The sequence below is a fragment of the Nitrospira sp. SG-bin1 genome (genome assembly GCA_002083365.1).
Classification (GTDB): Bacteria; Nitrospirota; Nitrospiria; order Nitrospirales; family Nitrospiraceae; genus Nitrospira_D.
Genome location: LVWS01000004.1, coordinates 1 through 16,838, shown reverse-complemented (window position 1 = coordinate 16,838; position 16,838 = coordinate 1). Strand labels below are relative to the sequence as shown.

21 protein-coding genes are annotated in these 16,838 nt (G+C 53.7%); 12 read left to right on the top strand and 9 right to left on the bottom strand.

What is annotated here, in order from left to right:
- Both A4E19_21045 and A4E19_21040 read right to left on the bottom strand, forming a co-directional pair.
- Positions 1 to 1,248 (bottom strand): hypothetical protein, encoded by a 1,248-nt coding sequence (locus tag A4E19_21045; GenBank protein OQW37733.1) that lies wholly within the window; start codon positions 1,246 to 1,248, stop codon positions 1 to 3.
- 143 nt (positions 1,249 to 1,391) lie between these two features.
- On the bottom strand, positions 1,392 to 1,766 hold the full coding sequence (locus A4E19_21040) for a hypothetical protein (GenBank protein ID OQW37732.1): 375 nt from the start codon (positions 1,764 to 1,766) through the stop codon (positions 1,392 to 1,394).
- Between the two features lie 229 nt (positions 1,767 to 1,995).
- Between A4E19_21040 and A4E19_21035 the strand changes: the two genes are divergently transcribed.
- From A4E19_21035 to A4E19_21010, 6 genes are all read left to right on the top strand, one after another.
- Entirely contained in the window at positions 1,996 to 2,556 is a 561-nt protein-coding gene (locus A4E19_21035; GenBank protein ID OQW37731.1) for a hypothetical protein, read from the top strand.
- A gap of 123 nt (positions 2,557 to 2,679) precedes the next feature.
- A complete protein-coding gene (locus A4E19_21030; GenBank protein ID OQW37730.1) occupies positions 2,680 to 2,928 on the top strand; it encodes a hypothetical protein in 249 nt (82 codons plus the stop codon).
- A gap of 103 nt (positions 2,929 to 3,031) precedes the next feature.
- A complete protein-coding gene (locus tag A4E19_21025) occupies positions 3,032 to 3,460 on the top strand; it encodes a TonB-system energizer ExbB (protein OQW37729.1) in 429 nt (142 codons plus the stop codon).
- On the top strand, positions 3,453 to 3,827 hold the full coding sequence (locus A4E19_21020; GenBank protein ID OQW37728.1) for a hypothetical protein: 375 nt from the start codon (positions 3,453 to 3,455) through the stop codon (positions 3,825 to 3,827). Before A4E19_21025 ends, A4E19_21020 begins: the two co-directional genes overlap by 8 nt.
- 266 nt (positions 3,828 to 4,093) lie before the next feature.
- The gene (locus A4E19_21015) at positions 4,094 to 4,708 is read left to right on the top strand and encodes a hypothetical protein (GenBank protein ID OQW37727.1); all 615 of its coding nucleotides are present in this window, start codon (positions 4,094 to 4,096) and stop codon (positions 4,706 to 4,708) included.
- A 161-nt stretch (positions 4,709 to 4,869) separates the two neighbouring features.
- A complete protein-coding gene (locus A4E19_21010) occupies positions 4,870 to 7,272 on the top strand; it encodes a hypothetical protein (protein ID OQW37726.1) in 2,403 nt (800 codons plus the stop codon).
- A gap of 615 nt (positions 7,273 to 7,887) precedes the next feature.
- Here the strand turns inward: A4E19_21010 and A4E19_21005 are convergent.
- Together A4E19_21005 and A4E19_21000 are read right to left on the bottom strand one after the other, a co-directional pair.
- Complete coding sequence (locus A4E19_21005; protein OQW37725.1) at positions 7,888 to 8,235, bottom strand: hypothetical protein; 348 nt, start codon at positions 8,233 to 8,235, stop codon at positions 7,888 to 7,890.
- A 63-nt stretch (positions 8,236 to 8,298) separates the two neighbouring features.
- Positions 8,299 to 8,535, bottom strand: a complete 237-nt coding sequence (locus A4E19_21000) for a hypothetical protein (GenBank protein ID OQW37724.1) — start codon at positions 8,533 to 8,535, stop codon at positions 8,299 to 8,301.
- A gap of 11 nt (positions 8,536 to 8,546) precedes the next feature.
- Here A4E19_21000 and A4E19_20995 point away from each other — a divergent pair, with 11 nt between their 5' ends.
- Entirely contained in the window at positions 8,547 to 8,762 is a 216-nt protein-coding gene (locus A4E19_20995; GenBank protein ID OQW37723.1) for a hypothetical protein, read from the top strand.
- Positions 8,763 to 8,832: 70 nt separating this feature from the next.
- On the opposite strand, the gene A4E19_20990 is transcribed toward A4E19_20995, so the two are convergent.
- Complete coding sequence (locus tag A4E19_20990; GenBank protein OQW37722.1) at positions 8,833 to 9,927, bottom strand: hypothetical protein; 1,095 nt, start codon at positions 9,925 to 9,927, stop codon at positions 8,833 to 8,835.
- 54 nt (positions 9,928 to 9,981) lie between these two features.
- Positions 9,982 to 10,212, bottom strand: coding sequence for a hypothetical protein (locus A4E19_20985; protein OQW37721.1), 231 nt, complete (start codon positions 10,210 to 10,212; stop codon positions 9,982 to 9,984).
- Positions 10,213 to 10,364: 152 nt separating this feature from the next.
- Between A4E19_20985 and A4E19_20980 the strand changes: the two genes are divergently transcribed.
- The 4 genes from A4E19_20980 (at position 10,365) to A4E19_20965 (ending at position 13,800) form a co-directional block, all read left to right on the top strand.
- Positions 10,365 to 11,054, top strand: coding sequence for a hypothetical protein (locus A4E19_20980; GenBank protein ID OQW37720.1), 690 nt, complete (start codon positions 10,365 to 10,367; stop codon positions 11,052 to 11,054).
- Positions 11,055 to 11,661: 607 nt separating this feature from the next.
- Positions 11,662 to 11,949 (top strand): hypothetical protein, encoded by a 288-nt coding sequence (locus A4E19_20975; protein ID OQW37719.1) that lies wholly within the window; start codon positions 11,662 to 11,664, stop codon positions 11,947 to 11,949.
- 39 nt (positions 11,950 to 11,988) lie between these two features.
- Complete coding sequence (locus tag A4E19_20970) at positions 11,989 to 12,822, top strand: hypothetical protein (protein OQW37718.1); 834 nt, start codon at positions 11,989 to 11,991, stop codon at positions 12,820 to 12,822.
- Positions 12,823 to 12,846: 24 nt separating this feature from the next.
- Positions 12,847 to 13,800, top strand: a complete 954-nt coding sequence (locus A4E19_20965) for a hypothetical protein (protein ID OQW37717.1) — start codon at positions 12,847 to 12,849, stop codon at positions 13,798 to 13,800.
- 148 nt (positions 13,801 to 13,948) lie between these two features.
- On the opposite strand, the gene A4E19_20960 is transcribed toward A4E19_20965, so the two are convergent.
- Positions 13,949 to 14,152, bottom strand: coding sequence for a hypothetical protein (locus A4E19_20960; protein ID OQW37716.1), 204 nt, complete (start codon positions 14,150 to 14,152; stop codon positions 13,949 to 13,951).
- 54 nt (positions 14,153 to 14,206) lie between these two features.
- Between A4E19_20960 and A4E19_20955 the strand changes: the two genes are divergently transcribed.
- Positions 14,207 to 15,580 (top strand): hypothetical protein, encoded by a 1,374-nt coding sequence (locus A4E19_20955; GenBank protein ID OQW37715.1) that lies wholly within the window; start codon positions 14,207 to 14,209, stop codon positions 15,578 to 15,580.
- 130 nt (positions 15,581 to 15,710) lie between these two features.
- Here A4E19_20955 and A4E19_20950 read toward each other — a convergent pair whose 3' ends face one another.
- Together A4E19_20950 and A4E19_20945 are read right to left on the bottom strand one after the other, a co-directional pair.
- Positions 15,711 to 16,046 carry an XRE family transcriptional regulator gene (locus A4E19_20950; GenBank protein ID OQW37714.1) on the bottom strand — a complete coding sequence of 112 codons (336 nt, stop codon included), beginning with the start codon at positions 16,044 to 16,046 and terminating at the stop codon, positions 15,711 to 15,713.
- Positions 16,027 to 16,404: an addiction module toxin RelE gene (locus tag A4E19_20945; protein ID OQW37713.1), complete on the bottom strand. Its 378-nt coding sequence runs from the start codon at positions 16,402 to 16,404 to the stop codon at positions 16,027 to 16,029. The genes A4E19_20950 and A4E19_20945 overlap by 20 nt, the downstream gene beginning before the upstream one ends.
- Positions 16,405 to 16,838 lie beyond the last annotated feature (434 nt).

Sequence of the window (16,838 nt, the reverse complement as noted above, 5' to 3'; positions counted from 1 at the left end):
TCATTGGCCCTGGGTTCTCTCTTGGACGACCCCGGTCAAAGGCCCACCGGTTACGGCTTCCAACCGCGCGAGCGCTTTCTCATGGGAGACCATCTCTCCATGGAGCTCCAACTCACTTTCCTGCAACGTCAAAAGGCTGTTCAGGAGCGTGAGAAAATCCACTTTGCCAACGGCGTAGCTCGCTTGCGCAGCCCGCAACGCAAGGGTAGCCTGTGGAATGATCGCATCACGCAGGATCATCACGAGCCGCTCCGCTCGCTGAGCCTGGACGAATGAATCCTTCACTTGGAACAACACCTCCTGGCGCGTAGCCGTCAGATCCTCGTGCGCACTGTTTAAGCCGGCCACCGCCTCCCTCACTCCTTGGCGTTGCTTCGTTTGATAAAAGAGCGGAATTTTAATCCCGAGCATCACCTGATAGCCGTTATCGTTGATCTTGTCGTTGCGGAGCCCCAAGGCCGTGATATCGAAATCCGGGAAGTACTGCCGGCGTGCAAGGGAGACCGCTTGTTCCCCACGTTCCACCCCTTTCGCGGAGGCTTTCAAAATCGGTGAGAAATCCTCGGCTCGCTGGCTCAGTTCCGGCAAAGGCACCGTCAACAGCACGACATGGATCTCCTCCGGCGTCCCGAGGGGACCGGCGGGTGGACGATTCAGGAGACGATTAATCGCCGCGTGAAGGCTCTCCTTCTGCTGGTCGAGGACGGCCAGCCGATCCAGAACACGTGAAATTTCGACTTGGGCCCGGAACACATCCTGTTGGGCGGCTTGGCCAACACTATATCGAGCCTTCGCCGTCTTCTCGAATTGCATCAGCAACGCTTTGTTCCTCTCCACGATGTCGATGCTCTTATGGACGAAGTGCAGGCTGTAGTAGGCCTCTTTCAGTGCGGCCACCAGCCTCAAGCGGATGGCATTGTATTCCTGTTCCAACCGTTCGGCGTCACGTTGCGCCACTTCTCCCTTCAGCTTGAGTTTCCCCGGAAAAGGAATCTCTTGCCCGACTCCATACATCGCTCCCTCCACCACGGGAGGCACCATCGGCATGCGTTGATAGCCCAGTTGAAGTCTCGGGTCCGGTAAGGTCTGCACTTGTGGCACAACCGCCTTGGCGGATTCCCAGCGCTGACGCGCCGCCTTGATTTCAGGATTCGCGGCTTCAAATTCTCGAATGAGACCGGCAAGATCCAAGCGGGGTTCGGCCGTTTCGTCGGCCGCGCTGACCGGCCACGGCAGAAGCAGCGTCAGTGTAATCAGCCACGCAACCGATACTCGCGAGAATACAAGAGAGCGATGAGTTTGTCTCACGGCGCACCTCCCACGGTAAAAGACATCACTGCCCGCTGCGCTTCAGCACCCCAACAGCGGACGGCGAAACCGGAGATGTCCGATCAGATTCGGAGAACCGAGGAGGAGCTTATCGAGATGGGAACCGAGGAATACGCGCGACTCCAAGACCATATCATCTCAACAGGGATGCTCTTGGGTACTTCCGGACCCCTGACGAGAGACAGAACAGGATCAACTACCACGACCATGCTGTTCTTTATCTGACGCTCGGGCGACGCGATAAGCGATGGCGGACACATGAGGATCCCGTCCATCGGACAGGCCATATGGTTCATCTCTTCATCCAGCTGTGCCGTATCGTCGGCCAAGGATAGATCCGGAACTGTACACATGGTCCCGACGATCTGACAGAGGGCGAAGAGCAGGACCAGGCTAAAGAACCGCATCCTCACCTTGGCGAGTATCCAACCGTTCATAGCGCGTTAGCTTGCCTCAATCCCACCAGACACGTCAAGCTCAAGCCTATGTCTATTCTTCTATCGCGCAGAGCTCGCTGCGCAGATCTTGTAAATCTCGCGAACAGGAATTGCACACACAAGTAGACTGAATTCCCACCGACATGCGCGGAGGACTACGCGTATAATACGATACATTCGGTAAAGAAAGGGCGTTCCCATGACTACTCCAAAGAAGGAACCACACGGCTTGTCTTCTGATGCCGACTCCGTCATTCATCGACTCACAGAGAATCGATCCCTCTTCGAGGCATTCTTGCGCCGCCGGGTGGAGGATGACTTCATGGTCCAGGACCTCCTTCAGCAGAGCTTGGTGAAGGCTATCCAGCAACAGCATTCGCTGAACAATGAAGCAAGCGTCGTCCCGTGGTTTTATCGCATACTTCGCAATACCGTGATCGATTCCTATCGTTCACAAGCATCCGAGAAAGCCAGACGAGGCGATTTTCTGGAACAAACTCAGGTCTTAGCCGACGACCATGTACCGTCGCTGGATGAGGTCAAAGCGACGGTATGCCGCTGCCTGGATGACGCCATCTCGGTCCTTCGTCCAGGCTATTCTGACATGATCCGACGGATTGATTTGGCGGGAGAAACCGTCTCACTAGTCGCGAAAGACCTGCAAATTACGCCCAATAATGCAACGGTTCGCCTTCATCGCGCCCGGCAGGCTTTACGACAGACTTTGGAGAACTCATGCGGCGTGTGTAGCACGCATGGTTGTCTCAACTGCACTTGCAATGAATCCTAAGGGCCTCGCGAGATTCCCCTCTCTTTGCCGCTGCACTGTAATATCCGGTGCCTCCTCCCGTCTGTGGAGGTGTACGAGGCGAATCAATCGACTCATATCCCCTCAAACGAAAAGGAGTTGGTCATGCAGCCATTGACGGTACAGATTGACAGTATGACATGCGGGCACTGTGTTGAAGAAATTACCGAGACATTGAAGACCTTAAACGGTGTGCATGTGCACTCAGTTCGGGTCGGAAGCGCCACGGTGTCCTTCGACCCTCGTAAGATCTCCACGGTCTGGATCTACGCTGATATTTATGAATCAGAAGTGGCAGCCACAAAGGTCGGTCAGCCGGCAACGGTCACCTTTGCACTGAAGATGGGCTATTGAACTTGGCCACCTTACCGTGCTGTACGACGGCCCTTGACAGGATCAAAGAGTTGATGGTATTGAGAAGCATTATCAAGAATGATTGACCTCAAGGAATGCCGTCATGGATGCCCTAAAAGAAATCGTCGATTATGGAATTATTGGCCTGTTGTTCGTCTTAAGCGTGTGGGCCATGGCCGTGGCCTTCGAGCGCTGGCAGTTTTACCGACGAATTGATCTTTCTCACTACCCTAATCAACAGCTCTTCGAAATCGCCCTCACCAAACGGTTGGTCATTATCGGGACGGTGGCGGCTAATGCTCCCTACATCGGGCTCTTGGGAACCGTCCTCGGAATTATGCTGACCTTTCATACCATGGGGACTTCCAAGACCATCGCCGTCAGCTCTATCATGGTCGGGTTAAGCCTTGCACTCAAAGCCACTGCCGTAGGGCTGTTGGTAGCTATCCCCTGCGTGGTGATGAACAACGCCCTCCGAAGACGCGTCGCTGAACTCATCACCCTGTATCAAGCGCACCATCAACATGGATGATGAATTGAACCAAATCAACGTCATCCCCTTGGTTGACGTCATGCTCGTCTTATTAGTGATCGTTTTGACGACGGCGACGTTCATCAGTACCGGTCAAATTCCAGTCGATTTGGCCAAAGCAACCGAAGCTGCAGATAGGAAAGACGTGCCGGTCGTGATTACGCTGACCTCGCAAGGGGAGATGTACCTGAACGATTCCGCTGTCCCTGAAAATGGATTGCGAATCGTGCTTGAGCGGCAACCGAGAGAATCATTGGTTGTCGTCCGCGCCGACAAAGTCACGATCCTGGAACGGTTCGTCCAGGTGGTTGATGAGTTGAAAAGCCTGGGCTTCGGACAGGTCAGCCTTGAAGTGGTAAAATCATGACCCCTATTTTCGACAACTATCCTGGTCACACTTACCTGCATCGTCAGGGGTGGGTCTACTCCGTATTGTTCCATGCGATGATGGGTGCCTGTGCTGTGGTTCTGATGTCAGGGCTAACGCTATCGGTTGAGCCAGACTCCTATCAGTGGAACGTGGCATTGGTTGAATCACCAGTTTCCCACCCGACAACAGATGCTCTTCCTGAAAGTAAACCCGAGCTGCCCTCGAAACCGCAATCTGTGAAGCCTCGGTCTATACCCCGCGAAGTGGCAGCGAAACCTGTTCAGCAGGAGACTTCCTCACGCCCAGACTTTACGGAAACGACCCCGGTCAATCAAACAGCTTCGACCGTCATCGCACAAGCCGTCCCACCTCAAGAAGTCATCCAGACGATGGTTCCGGTCGTGACGCAGGATAGAGTCGTGGAGGAAGTGCCTCCACCGACGAAGGAGGAAGTCTCAAACGAAACCGCCACGCCAGTCGCGGAACCGGTCCCCCCGCAACCTCTCGCCCAGGAGTCACCAACGCAGCAACCCAGCGCCGAACAGATCGTGGCTTCAGCAGCCCCCCTCAAAACAGCACCAGCAGCCAAGGCAGACTACGGATGGCTCATGAGAGCGTTGCTCGGGCGAATCGATGAGCTGAAGAACTACCCCGTCATGGCACGGATGAATCGTTGGGAAGGCAAGGTGGTGCTCAGAGCCGTCATCAAAGACGACGGTCAAGTGTTGATGGTTGATGTACAAGAAAGCTCCGGCCGGTCCATTCTGGATAACGATGCAATGGAAACCCTCAAAAAGGCCTCACCGATTAAATTGGATCAGCCTTTAGGGAAACCACAAGTCGCGATCCTTATGCCGATCAGTTATTCACTTCGGTAGGTGGCGTTTTAACGTGAATGAAAATGCGAGTCGACTCGACTGTCTTATTCGTGGAAACGTGACCGTTCAACATTCTATGCTTTTCGCTTTTCTATAGCGGAAGCTTCAGTATTATTCACCCCTAGAGGCCATGAAGAGCCCATCGCGCAAGGAGGACGTGCGTGAACAGGTCGTTTTTGAAATTGAGAATAAGAACTAACATTATTATCTTCGGCCTTTCGCTGATGGTCGCTTTCACAAGCCCCCTTCCCGTGAGTGCTGAAGAACCGTCTCCACAGCAGACCACTACGACAGAGAAAGCGCCATCCCAGAAACCTTCCACAGAGAACGAGGTTCAGGATACGCCTTCGACGACGACCACAGAGGAGAGCTCGGTTGAGCAAACGTCGGCCGATTCCAAGCCGCTGAAGATTCCCTTAACTGAGATTATCGGGACCTCTCCGACGGCTCTCGACCATATCCCCGGATCGGGGAAGGTCATCACCTCTGAGTCCATCCAGAACAACCATCGATTCACGATCAATGAAGCGCTGCGAGAGGTCCCTGGTGTTCATGTGCGGGACGAGGATGGCTTAGGGATCAGGCCGAATATCGGCATCCGTGGCTTGGACCCGACCCGCAGCAGAAAAGTCCACATCATGGAGGATGGCGTTCCGATCATGCTGATGCCTTACGCGGATCCGTCGTCATATTATTTTCCGCCGATCTTCCGATTCGACCGAATCGAAGTATTGAAAGGCAGCGGCCAACTCCTCTACGGCCCCCAAACGATCGGAGGCGTCATCAATCTGATAACCCGCATGCCACCGACGACGCCGGAAGGACATTTCCAGGTGTGGGGCGGCAACCTGAACTACCTGAATACCCACTTCGACTATGGAGGCACCTGGGGGAAAGGCGGTTATCTGGTCGATTACACTCACTATCAGACCGACACGCCCCGCTTCACCAACATCCGCGCCAGGGTGGACGACCTGACGTTCAAGACCGTTCAGGAATTGAGCGATCGGACGCAGATTCTGGCGAAGTTCAACTACTATCGCGAAAATTCGGGAATCGGCTACCAGGGCCTGACGCAAGCGGATTGGGCGATCCGAGGTGAAGATCGGCAGACCCTCTTCACCAACGATCGTTTCGAGTTTCTGCGGCTCGGGTATCACGTGGCGGTGAACCATATGTTCACGGCCAACCTGACCTCGACCATCAACCTCTTCGGTCATTACATTCAGCGAGACTGGTCACGACAGGCCCAACAGGGTGTGGACGCAAATGGTGCCCCTGTCGGCGGTGTGCAACTCGGTAATACTCTACCCGCGACCGCCTTTAGCGTCATCCCGGCCAACCAACGCTTCACAAACGAGCGGGAGTATTGGGTGTGGGGGGTCGAGCCCCGCTTTCATTATCTCCACTCCCTGTTGGGGATCAAAGGCGAGGCAGATTTTGGGGCGCGGTATATGTTCGAACAGTCGGACCGAAAACAGCTTCGAAACCTCCTCTCGGGTACTGGTGCATTTTCCAGCTGCGTAGGCACCATCGGGACCACAAACACATGCCTGGGAGAGAATAATCTTCGCACGACCAACGCCTATGCTTTTTTTGCTCAAGAGCGGTTGTTCTTTGGCCCATTTACGGTGACACCCGGATTCCGCGTCGAACACATCAGCTACGATCAAACAAATCGGTTGGCCAACAACGGGCAAGGAGTCTACGGCAAAACCAACTTCACCGAAGTATTACCGGGTGTAGGAGTGACCTATTCCCCCTTCAAGAACAACACGTTCTTTTTCGGCGCCCATCGTGGCATGGCGCCGCCGCAGATTTCCGACGCCATCACCGGCACCGGACAAGTTGTCGATCTTGGCCCGGAATTGAATTGGACCTACGAGTTAGGCGTGAGGGGGAACCTCGCTCCATGGTTTGGGTATTCCATTACCGGCTACCAGATTGATTTCTCCAATCAGATCATCTCTCAATCAGTGGCGGGCGGTATCGGTGCGACCTTGACCAGTGCGGGCAAAACGCAACATCGCGGAGCTGAGGTTGCCGCGCAGATGGACATCTTAGACGCCGTGACCGGACGGAATGACGATGAAGATGTCACTCTTGATTTCAACTATACCTGGGTTGCGCAAGCAGATTTCCGAGGAGCCCGTAATAGTTCCATCACCGGTGCAGCTCTGTTACCCGGTGAGCCAGCGATTTTCAACACCAGCGGCAATCGCCTTCCCTACTCTCCGGAACATTTGATTTCAGCGGGGATCGGCTATGCCAACCGAGCCTTCAACCTCGGCCCATTTAACGCGAGGGTGGAAACCCAGTGCGTCAGCGATCAATTCTCAGACGACCGCAACACGGTGATTCCCACGCCGAGCGGACAGCGCGGGATCGTGCGGGGCTGGTGCATGCTGAACGCCTCGGTCAATCAACACGTGAAGAAGATCAACACGACCTTTTTCTTCACGGGGAAGAATATGCTCGGGCAAGATGTCATTATGGACCGTACCCGAGGTATCTATCCAGGCCTTCCGGCGCTCTGGCAAGCCGGGGCTCGGTGGACATTCTGAGAATCGATTTGCAAACACCGAGCAGCTACGCTTGATGAACTATAGCCCGGAAGAAACAGTAACAGGGGTACGAGATGTTTAGTCCGACGGTGGGCTGGTGTACTTTACAGCTGGCTCCGGAGGGATAAGTTATGGGACAGCTTTTGCACAGCAGCGCCCGCACGACAGAGGTGAGAAGTGGAACACCGACGCACGTTCTTGTGTGAGTCCGCTCGGCCCACATCCCATTCAGTGCTGATGGTTCAGCGGCTCATCCAGCGTGTCCGCGATACACAGGCTCCGTCGACCAATTGTGCAAAGGTGAGTGGGGCCTCCGCCTGCTCAACCTCTTGGAGAAATCCACCGAACCGTTCCGGCCAGTCCAAGCATGGCGCATAGATCCGGAGTTCGAGGGCCAAGCCCGACATCAGTGGCACGATCCTCGATGAGTTGTAACTCCTCTGGGGTCTCAATCTGAACCGTGGCGGTGAGAGCGAACCGTTTCATCTGCTCTCGCAACGCAGGGCGGCAGATAGCCCAAACTCGTGCAGCACCGACGGGCTCAGCTCTGCCACGAGCGTCCGGCTGTATGTCAGTGCATCGGACAAGATGTCATCAACGTTCTGGAGGGCCTGCTCACATTCCGGCAGACCGATCCCCACGGACCTGCCCTGGCCGATTCTCAGCTTTCCCACAACCAACATCTGTTGCATGCAAATGATCATGTAGCTCGGTGGCGAAGCGTTTCCGCTTGCGCTGCTCGGCCAGATTCAGTTCCGTCGCCAGCCGGCACAATTGCTCTTGAGACTCAAGTACCTCAACGGTTTTTGCGTGCACCGCCTCTTCCAGCTCAACGTTCCACCGTTGCAGTTGCACTTGTGCCTCGCGTAGCGCCTCCTCGGTATGTCTCAGTTTTGTCGAATCAAAGAAGTAACAGATGCCCCATCTCGTCCGTCCGGCATGGTCACACGATGAAGTTGCCATTCATAGGCCTCCATCTGATGAACATCAGCCCGTGCATGAAGGAATTTGTTGGAGTAATAGGGCTCACCTGTCTCCAAGGTGTGCCGAACAATAGCCATAATCTCTGCGGCCATCGATTCCGGGCCACAGAATCCGCATGGCTTCGCCGAGATCCCGTCCCAGGATCGGATGGACGTTGCGAAAGGCGCCACGTTGGCTCGTCTCGTTCATGAGGAGGATGCGAAGATGTGAATCGACCACATAGATACCAAAGGGAGAGCGTTCCACGAGCGTATGGAACCGTGTCTCGCTGACGGTCAATTCATTTCTTCGTGGTTCAGCCTGCTCTATCTGCTTCTGTAAGACATTGGCTTGGACGATCTGGATTCATCACGTATTTTGAGACGGCGAGACTTGATGACTTCAACAATCTTGTGACCGGCTTATTGAAGGTCGAGGAGAACCATCACAATAAGCGGTTTGGCGATCCATTGCTGTTGGGTACTATCCGCCCGCTGGATGAGATCCTCGGAATCCTTTCGCGGTAGACGCCCCCGCCAGTTTGTTTAGCGAACCTTCTGGAGAGTCCATCTCAAACCAGGGGAGGATCGTTCAGGGTTAAATCTGCGTCACCGCATCTTCCGCTCCCTCGAGCAGCCGCTGGACCTCTTCGACATAAATCTCCGTGGTGGCATAGTGCTGATGCCGCATCATCTTCTGCACCCGCGTCGGATTGGCATCATTAAGCAAGGCAAAAGTCGGTGTCGAATGCCGAAGACTATGGACCACAATTCCGGGCTTCTTGACGCCAGCTAAGAGCAGCCCTTCTGTAATGATTCGGTGTATCGCTCGCGTCGACAGGGGCTTTCCAGCTGCCGTCACGACATCCCCTCCCCGATCATGACAGGCCGTCGTGGCAAACAGCGGATTACTCCCCTGCAGGGGTTCCGGTCGAAGCCGCAGATAGGCTTGGATCTTGTCATAAACCTCCCGCAACACCTGCACCGATTCATCGGCCGACGCTCTGCCCTTCCCATGCACCCACAACTTCCACTTCTCCCCCGGCACATGTTCTTGTAGATGCTCGATACAGGCTCGACTGACTTCAATCGTCCGCAATCCCGTCTTCAGCATGAGATACGCCATCGCGACGTTGCGCGCACGCTGCACCGCTGACTTTCGCGGATCAGCCTCCAGAGTTGCGAGTAACACCTTCGCATCTTCCACGGGTAAATGCCGCCGTGTGTGTTGCCGACTGCACGTCCAACCGTGGACAAAGTCGGCGGGATTCACCAAGCCCGGATGGAGCGGCACGAGCCACGCGAGGAACTGCCGCACCGCCGTGAGATAGCCGTTCTTGGTGCGGAGATTCGGAAACCGTCGATCGAGCCACTCGCGATACGCCTCCAGACAGGCGCGATCGAGGCGACGCAGCTGTGGGTCCCTCCCCTGCTCCAGCCACGCGATGAAAAAGCGGCCGCGTTTCCAGTACGTCTTGGCCGTCGACGACTCTGGCTTTTGTTGAGTGAGCTGTCGGGCGAACTCATCGAGGTAGACACGGAGCCCAATGAGCGTGGAGGACGACAGCGCCAAACAGAGCGGCGACGGTTCTCCACCCGCTCGTCGAAGCCCGGTCGTGGCTAAGGGGACCAACGCCGTGGATGGACTCCGATCCGGCGGCGCGTGCTCAGGAGTCAACGGTACCAGCTCCATGGGTCTCTCCCTTCCGTCTCTCCGGTGTCTGTCTCTCTGTATATAAATGGAGAACTATTTCAGACGACGCGGTCCCTGGATCCCCCGTCCGGCCCGGCACTTTTCTATAAATGGTAGATGTAGGCGGAGCGTGCAGAGCTCGCAGCGCGTCCCTTCGGGCAGCAGGGTCTGCCACGAATACCATGAGAAGGTTTCTTCCCGGCCCAATTTCCCGGGTCTCTCCCCACCCGCCGCCACCCTACCCGCTTCCCTCCGAAAGATCAAGGCATCCGAGAAGGTGGCCATCCAGATACCTAACTCATTCTGAACTGGACAAGGCTCTGCATTTGTCCTAGAATTCCCGACAATTCCGTATTCTAGGACAAAAATACTAACCAGTAATACTACTTATTCTAATTCTCATTCGTCTTTATCCCTCATGGAGATAGCAGACGCGCATGATCGACCCTGAACCACCAACCGACGTCCAGAGTGATGCGTTGTCTCTCGATGAGATTCGCGCTGCATGCGACTCTCCGCTTCATTACATCGCGATTCTCCATCGATACTTGGATGGTGGACTCACAGGGCTTCCGGTCTCTGCCCAGCGCGTGTTCCTCCAACTCATTCGCGAAACCCTCGCGCGTGGACGGGATCGGGTTCGGATCACGATTCGGGCGCTGACCAAGAAGACCGGTCTTAGCAAGGAGACCGTCAGCAACGCGCTTCGACAGTTGAGCAGTCCGTCTGTCGATCTGGTGAATGTCGTGGATTCGGGAGGAGCCCATGCGTCAGGACAGTATCAAGTCCGCTGGTACACCTATCAGAAACGGACATTTGGAAAGTCGCCACACCGCAGCCGGGTGAAGGTCCGATCGATGATCGACCAGTCGATCGAGCACCGCCTCCTCAGCTTGAGCCCTGAGGACCGCGCCACGCTTGAGCAAGCCTACCTCGCGCTACAGCCGAAGGAACGGTTTGACGTGGAGGAAACCGTCAAAGACAATTTGCTCACGCTCGGGATGGTTGTCACCAAGGACACGTTCCATCAATACGTCTTGTATGAGACGATGCGTCGAACGATGTACCATCATATTCGGCGTCACTATCCCAATATGTTCTCCTTCGATCCCGTTTCAAAATCCTAAACGGCTCACCCAGCCACTTCAATATCGTGACCAATAATCAATGTTCTCTATTTCATTGCGTATAGATGACGCGACGATCTGACGTGCTGTCCTCTCTTATATAGTATAGTGGCAACATCAGGTTACGCGTGTAACAACAGAAACTTACGGAGTCATTTCAACAAGATTTAAAAGATTATTACGTTACGCGCGTAACATCCTTCACGTTATCTTATTCATAAACTTATCCTTCTATAATCCCCCCTATTTCACAAATCCATCTCGATATAGCCATCCCATCCCCTCGTTGATACATTCTTTTGGTTCACTAAAGCGAACTAGGTAATCCATTTCTTAAATAGATGACGCCCATATACAACGCGGTGAAAGAGAAACAACGTATACCGCCTTCATGTTGAGGTGGTAAATACGCATTCTTCTATAATCGAATGAATATGTAATTCTTTATTCTTTTAAAATGTTACGCGCGTAACAATAAATCTGTGTTATTTGCTGAACCAGGAATAGGCGTCCCAACATAATTCATTGACAAGGACTTATCTCTTTGATACAAGCGTGTTGCCCTAGGTTATGCATATTCACTTTCTGCCCCAGGTTTTCATTCCTCATGAAGAAGTACAAACGCCAAAAAGAGACCCCAGCTATCTTGGCTGGTCGCATTAAGCAGCAGGCTAGGGCAGATAGTGGCCTCACGATGACGGAAGCCGCCAAGACACTTGGGATTCATCGCGACACGCTTAAACGTTGGATTAAAGAAGGAAAAATTCCAGATGCCCGACGAAACTCCAGAAACTCCTACCGCATGTTCACTCAGGAAGACGTAGACAAAATCAGGATCCTGATGCAACAGCGAAAAGGCATGGCCATCAATGACGAAATGGATGGCAGAAGTTAGGCAACGGGATGCCCAACGGACCCACGAGGGAGGCGAGTCATGATCATAGCACCCCATAATCAACGTGGAGGAGTCGGAAAGACTACGACTTCCGTTCACATCGCGCATGCCGCGGCCTTATACGGAAAACGCGTCCTCCTGGTTGACAGCGATCCTCAAGGGTCGTTGAGAAATATTCTGAAGATCCAGCACGACTCCACGTTGCATGACCTGCTCGATAATGGGTTTAAGCTCGAGGAGGTGATTGTAAAAGGCGTGCGGACCGGGCCAGAAAAAGGAACGTTGGACGTGATCATTAGTGATAAGGCCTTGACTGAAACGGAAACAAAATTGATCCAGTCAGGGAATCGTGCGGAAACTGTCGGCAAACTGCGCGAAGCCCTCGCGCCAGTCAAGGACATGCACTACGATTTGATCCTCATTGACAGCCCTCCTGGCCTGTCTCCGATTTTGCAGTCCGTGTATCACACGGTCGATAGTCTTCTGGTGCCCATCGCGATGGATTACATGTCTTTCGTCGGGTCCCATCAGGTCATCGAGAGCCTCAGCCTCTTGAAGCAGGACTATGACATCCGGGCCACCATTGCCGGCATTTTGCCTGTCGCTGTCGATCACCGCCTGGCCGTAACGGATTCTACGCTCACGAGTATTAAGAATAAGTATGAAAAATACTATCCGATCTTCCCACCTATTCGTATCGACGCGACGATTGCCAAATCGGGCATGCGGGGCCAGACTCTTTATGATCGCCTCGCACTTCCGGTGGAGCGCTTAACACCGGATCATCGTGCTGCTTGGGATTACTACCAAGTGATGAAGCTGTTGATCGAGGGTCAGCATTCGCCGGGAATCCTCAAGCCACCGGATGCTTAACGACGAGGAGGAGGGGATAGGGGTATGAAATCGAAGTCACGAGATCGTGAGCCAGTCGACATTGGTGATTCACTTCCTGACGCGCATTACCAGTCTTTATCGCCGGTCGCGAATGATCGCCGCCGTGAGGAAGAAGCCAAGAGTATGCGCAACGTCCTTGGCGCAGGAACAAACGAACGAATCACGGAGATTCCACTCGATCGGGTGGATGCCAGTCCCTATCAGCCCCGCCTCGCGATAGACGAGGAGGCGCTCAATGAGTTGAAGGAGTCGATACGTGAGCGCGGCGTCATCAATCCTATTCTGGTTCGTACCATCAGTAATGGACGCTACGAACTTATTGCTGGGGCGCGTCGGGCTGAAGCCAGCCGGGCACTTGGCCGCGCCACGATTCCGGCAATCGTGCGCAATTATTCAGACCAAGACGCTGAGTATCTTGCGCTCATCGATAACATACATCGGCAGGACCTCGGCGTCCTCGAACAAGCACGATCCTTTGCTCGATTGATCGACCGGCATAACCTGACCCATGAAGACCTTGCCAAGCAGTTGAAATGTTCGCGCGCCCGGATTACACGGATGCTGAAAGTGTTGGATCTCCCCCGGGAGGTTCAAGATCTCCTCTATGCACCTGGGCATGAATTTGGAGCATTGCATGGGGAACTGTTGGCGAGTGTGAAATCGTCGGAGAAGTGTCTTCGCCTTGCCCAACGGCTCGTCCAAGAGAAATGGAGTACTCGCCGCCTCGAGGAGGAAATCAATCGTAAGCCCCGCGTGCATAAAGGGTATGAGTCTGTTGTCTACGAAGAGCGGCCTGATGGCTTTAACTTGCGCATCAGTTTTCGCGATAACCATGAATATGACATCGCGCGCTCCGAGCAGGCGATCCAAAAAGCCCTCGCCCGTCTATCCCAAACGAAAACCATGGCTGGCCATAGGGAAATGGCCTTTACCATCGAAACACCCGACGTCGGCTGATCTTAGAGGCGCGTAGCTTGTATTCTTTCCAAAGATTACGCCCACAAGTCGCCTCCATAAGTTTCTTTCAACTATCGAAAAGATCACAAGAGACTTTTATTCTTTTTCGCCACATTCGCAAGAGCGCTGTCTCTGCCACGTACCATATTCAGAAGATTCTCCGTGCATCCATGGTTATCCACAGGCCTTCGATACTTGACCGAAGGGTTTTCGATAGTTGACCGAACGTTCGATAGATGACCGAAGAGGAGAAGCGATAGTTGACCGAAAAAGAACGATAGTTGAGAGAATGTTCGATGGGTGACAGAAGGATCTTCGGCGCTAAGTAGCTGATTCTCCAAGAATCATACATAGCCAGGGGAATCTACTACGTTAAAAGCTTAACGAAAGATTAATCTACGTTACGATGGAACACGCTGACTCAGTCACATCTTCGGAAGGAAATCCTTCCCACACTGTACCCGATTCTCAAAAGAAAGAATTTCTCCTTACAGCTCCCGTCTTATTACTTGCAGAACACATTCTCGGCTCTATTCCCCTCTGGGAAGTCAAAAGCAAGAACCGTAGAGAAGGACTACGCGAAAAAGAAGTTGTGCGTGAGGTGTATTACCGGGGAGAGCTGCGGAAAATCCCGTTGGTTATTTATGCGAGCGGAGATTTAGGCCTCCCGAATTCGGTGGATCTCGAACTCTTCCGTGGGTTTGAACGCTGGGCGCTTGGGCAGCTCGAGCGGAAGAAAACGTTAGACCCAATTGTGAAAATTTCCGGGGCCGAAATCCTCCAGGCGGCTGGAAAAGAACCCTCAGGGGCTGCATATGCTGAGGTTGATCGCTTCTTTTTACGGATGGCTGGCACGATGATTTCAGCGGGTCGCACGAAGACCGAGGTAGCTGAGGTAGCAAGAGGGAGTGGTTCCTTGCCTCGGAAACGGTTACGCAGCAACAAGGGGATTGTTTTTAAGATCTTTGGAACGGTCGTGTTACCTGGGCAACCGAATAAGAAGGGTGAGTTGGTGGATAAGTACGAGGTGGAGCTTGCGTCTTGGTATCGCGACAGTTTGTTGATGGGAAACTGTTTTGTAATCGATCACTCGTTATTTACTGGGATGAAGGGGTCACTCTCGAAGCTGTTACATCAACTCCTACATAATCTCTTCTATCTCGGCAAAGGACATGCAGAACAGCGATACTCCGATCTCGTGCGCTATTGGCAAATCAAGAAATATATGGCGAAGTCTAAAGTGATTGAACAGTTTGCTGAGGCCCATCGGGAACTCGTGACGCGAGGGTTCCTAGAGCATTGGCAGATTGTGCCGGTGGGGGTACGGGATCAGAAAGACTTTCTCTTTGTTTGGGATGCCGGGTCAGCTTGGTGGAAAACGGAGGCTCAATTGCCAGAGTTAAAAACCAAATATGAATTGGGGGAGACACCTCACATCGACTCAGACCCTGTTATCGATCCATTTCTCACCGCGCTTCCGGAACCAAGCACAGCAGCGGCTACGGCATCAGTCACTGATAGTAATTCAGCAGCACGGTTACTGGACGAAATTATGGGATTGTCAGGTCGCCGGAAGGATCCCGACGTGTGGGAAAAGTGGTGGAAGCGAGCGATTGCTGCGGTTCCTCACCCGCGGATCTGGCTTCGCATTGGGGAGGTCAAGGAACGGAAAGCGCGTGGAGAACGAATCAATATGGGAAGTTATCTAGCCAAGCTGATCAAGGTTGAAGCAAAAGGCCTAGGATTATCCTGGGCTGAAGAGGAAAAGAGTAATACCTAGGCATCTATGCAAGGGAATTTGCTCAGATTCTCAAAGAGAGCTTGCTCCCGGTCCATTCCCACCGCTGTCACCTTCATGTAAAAGAATAGTCGCTCAAAAGTACGATGCCACATATCCTGAGAGACACCTATCAAGAAAGGGTCAGCATCACATGCCCAACTGCCTGGGAAGCCGGCCGAATCTTAATCTCGATGTCGTAGCCCAGCCGATTGAGGCAGTCCATCAGTTTGCGTTCGGACAGATTAGAGAAGTCGCCTCGCATCATGCCGGACACCTTCGGTTGCGTGATCCCCATGCGCGTCGCAGCTTCTTGCTGGGTCAGTCCTTGTTCACGAAGCGCCCTGCGGATTTCAATCACCAGGCCCGCCTTGATCTGCAGCGTGTCTGCATCTGGCAGGCCTAAGTCAGCGAAGACATTGCCTGAACCGCGGTGCACTTCCACTCCATCAATGACTCGTGTCTTCATATCGTAACTCCTTCGCGCGTGCCTCGGCCACTTTCAGCCTGGCGCGGATGAGAGCGAGATCGTGTTTCGACGTGGCGATTCCCTTCGTACTCTTCTTGTGAAAGCAATGCAGCACGAAGACCGCTTCTTTGAACTGCACGGTATACACGGCACGGTACGTCCCGCTCCTGTCGTCTTCGACCACTTCACGCACACCGGCGCTGCCGAAGCCCTTCAGTACCTTGGCCGCATCATGGTGATCACCAGCCTGAGCGAGCGACAGCGCATATCCGAAGAACCGCCGAACGTCGGCCGGGAACGCCATCAGGTCTTTATAGCTACTGCCAACCCATTCGAGCGGCCTCTCGGGAACAGGCATGTCGCATTATACCTGAACAGGTATATTTCGCAAGTGCCCCAAGGGAAAACGGGACAACGACTCGTCGCACACCTTTCACTACCGTGAAGCAGATCGGATATTCCGCTTCAATGTGTAGAACAGTTTTCGTCTCCTCCATGTTGGGATGCTCCGGCGCACGAGGGAAATAGTTTTCGTACGAGACATTCCATCAGCCGTTCTAGAACACCGTGGGTCCCAGAATGGGCTGCAATGGGAAGACGGAGATGCTGGCCCACTGGATCTTGTGGTTCGTGACAGATTAGATACGTGCGAGGACCGAAGCGCAGGAACGACGCATGAAAACTTTGGTTCTAGCCAACGAAAAAGGAGGTGTGGGGAAATCGGCCATCGCCTGTCAACTCGGCTATTATCTCCATGGCCTCCTGAACAAACGCGTGCTGGTGATCGATCTG

Excerpts from the sequence above, each read along its gene's own strand:
- A4E19_21040 (OQW37732.1), bottom strand. The coding sequence starts at position 1,766 with ATGAACGGTTGGATACTCGCCAAGGTGAGGATGCGGTTCTTTAGCCTG.
- A4E19_21030 (OQW37730.1), top strand. The coding sequence starts at position 2,680 with ATGCAGCCATTGACGGTACAGATTGACAGTATGACATGCGGGCACTGT.
- A4E19_21025 (OQW37729.1), top strand. The coding sequence starts at position 3,032 with ATGGATGCCCTAAAAGAAATCGTCGATTATGGAATTATTGGCCTGTTG.
- A4E19_21020 (OQW37728.1), top strand. The coding sequence starts at position 3,453 with ATGGATGATGAATTGAACCAAATCAACGTCATCCCCTTGGTTGACGTC.
- A4E19_21005 (OQW37725.1), bottom strand. The coding sequence starts at position 8,235 with ATGGCAACTTCATCGTGTGACCATGCCGGACGGACGAGATGGGGCATC.
- A4E19_20990 (OQW37722.1), bottom strand. The coding sequence starts at position 9,927 with ATGGAGCTGGTACCGTTGACTCCTGAGCACGCGCCGCCGGATCGGAGT.
- A4E19_20985 (OQW37721.1), bottom strand. The coding sequence starts at position 10,212 with ATGGCCACCTTCTCGGATGCCTTGATCTTTCGGAGGGAAGCGGGTAGG.
- A4E19_20980 (OQW37720.1), top strand. The coding sequence starts at position 10,365 with ATGATCGACCCTGAACCACCAACCGACGTCCAGAGTGATGCGTTGTCT.
- A4E19_20975 (OQW37719.1), top strand. The coding sequence starts at position 11,662 with ATGAAGAAGTACAAACGCCAAAAAGAGACCCCAGCTATCTTGGCTGGT.
- A4E19_20970 (OQW37718.1), top strand. The coding sequence starts at position 11,989 with ATGATCATAGCACCCCATAATCAACGTGGAGGAGTCGGAAAGACTACG.
- A4E19_20965 (OQW37717.1), top strand. The coding sequence starts at position 12,847 with ATGAAATCGAAGTCACGAGATCGTGAGCCAGTCGACATTGGTGATTCA.
- A4E19_20960 (OQW37716.1), bottom strand. The coding sequence starts at position 14,152 with ATGTATGATTCTTGGAGAATCAGCTACTTAGCGCCGAAGATCCTTCTG.
- A4E19_20955 (OQW37715.1), top strand. The coding sequence starts at position 14,207 with ATGGAACACGCTGACTCAGTCACATCTTCGGAAGGAAATCCTTCCCAC.
- A4E19_20950 (OQW37714.1), bottom strand. The coding sequence starts at position 16,046 with ATGAAGACACGAGTCATTGATGGAGTGGAAGTGCACCGCGGTTCAGGC.
- A4E19_20945 (OQW37713.1), bottom strand. The coding sequence starts at position 16,404 with ATGCCTGTTCCCGAGAGGCCGCTCGAATGGGTTGGCAGTAGCTATAAA.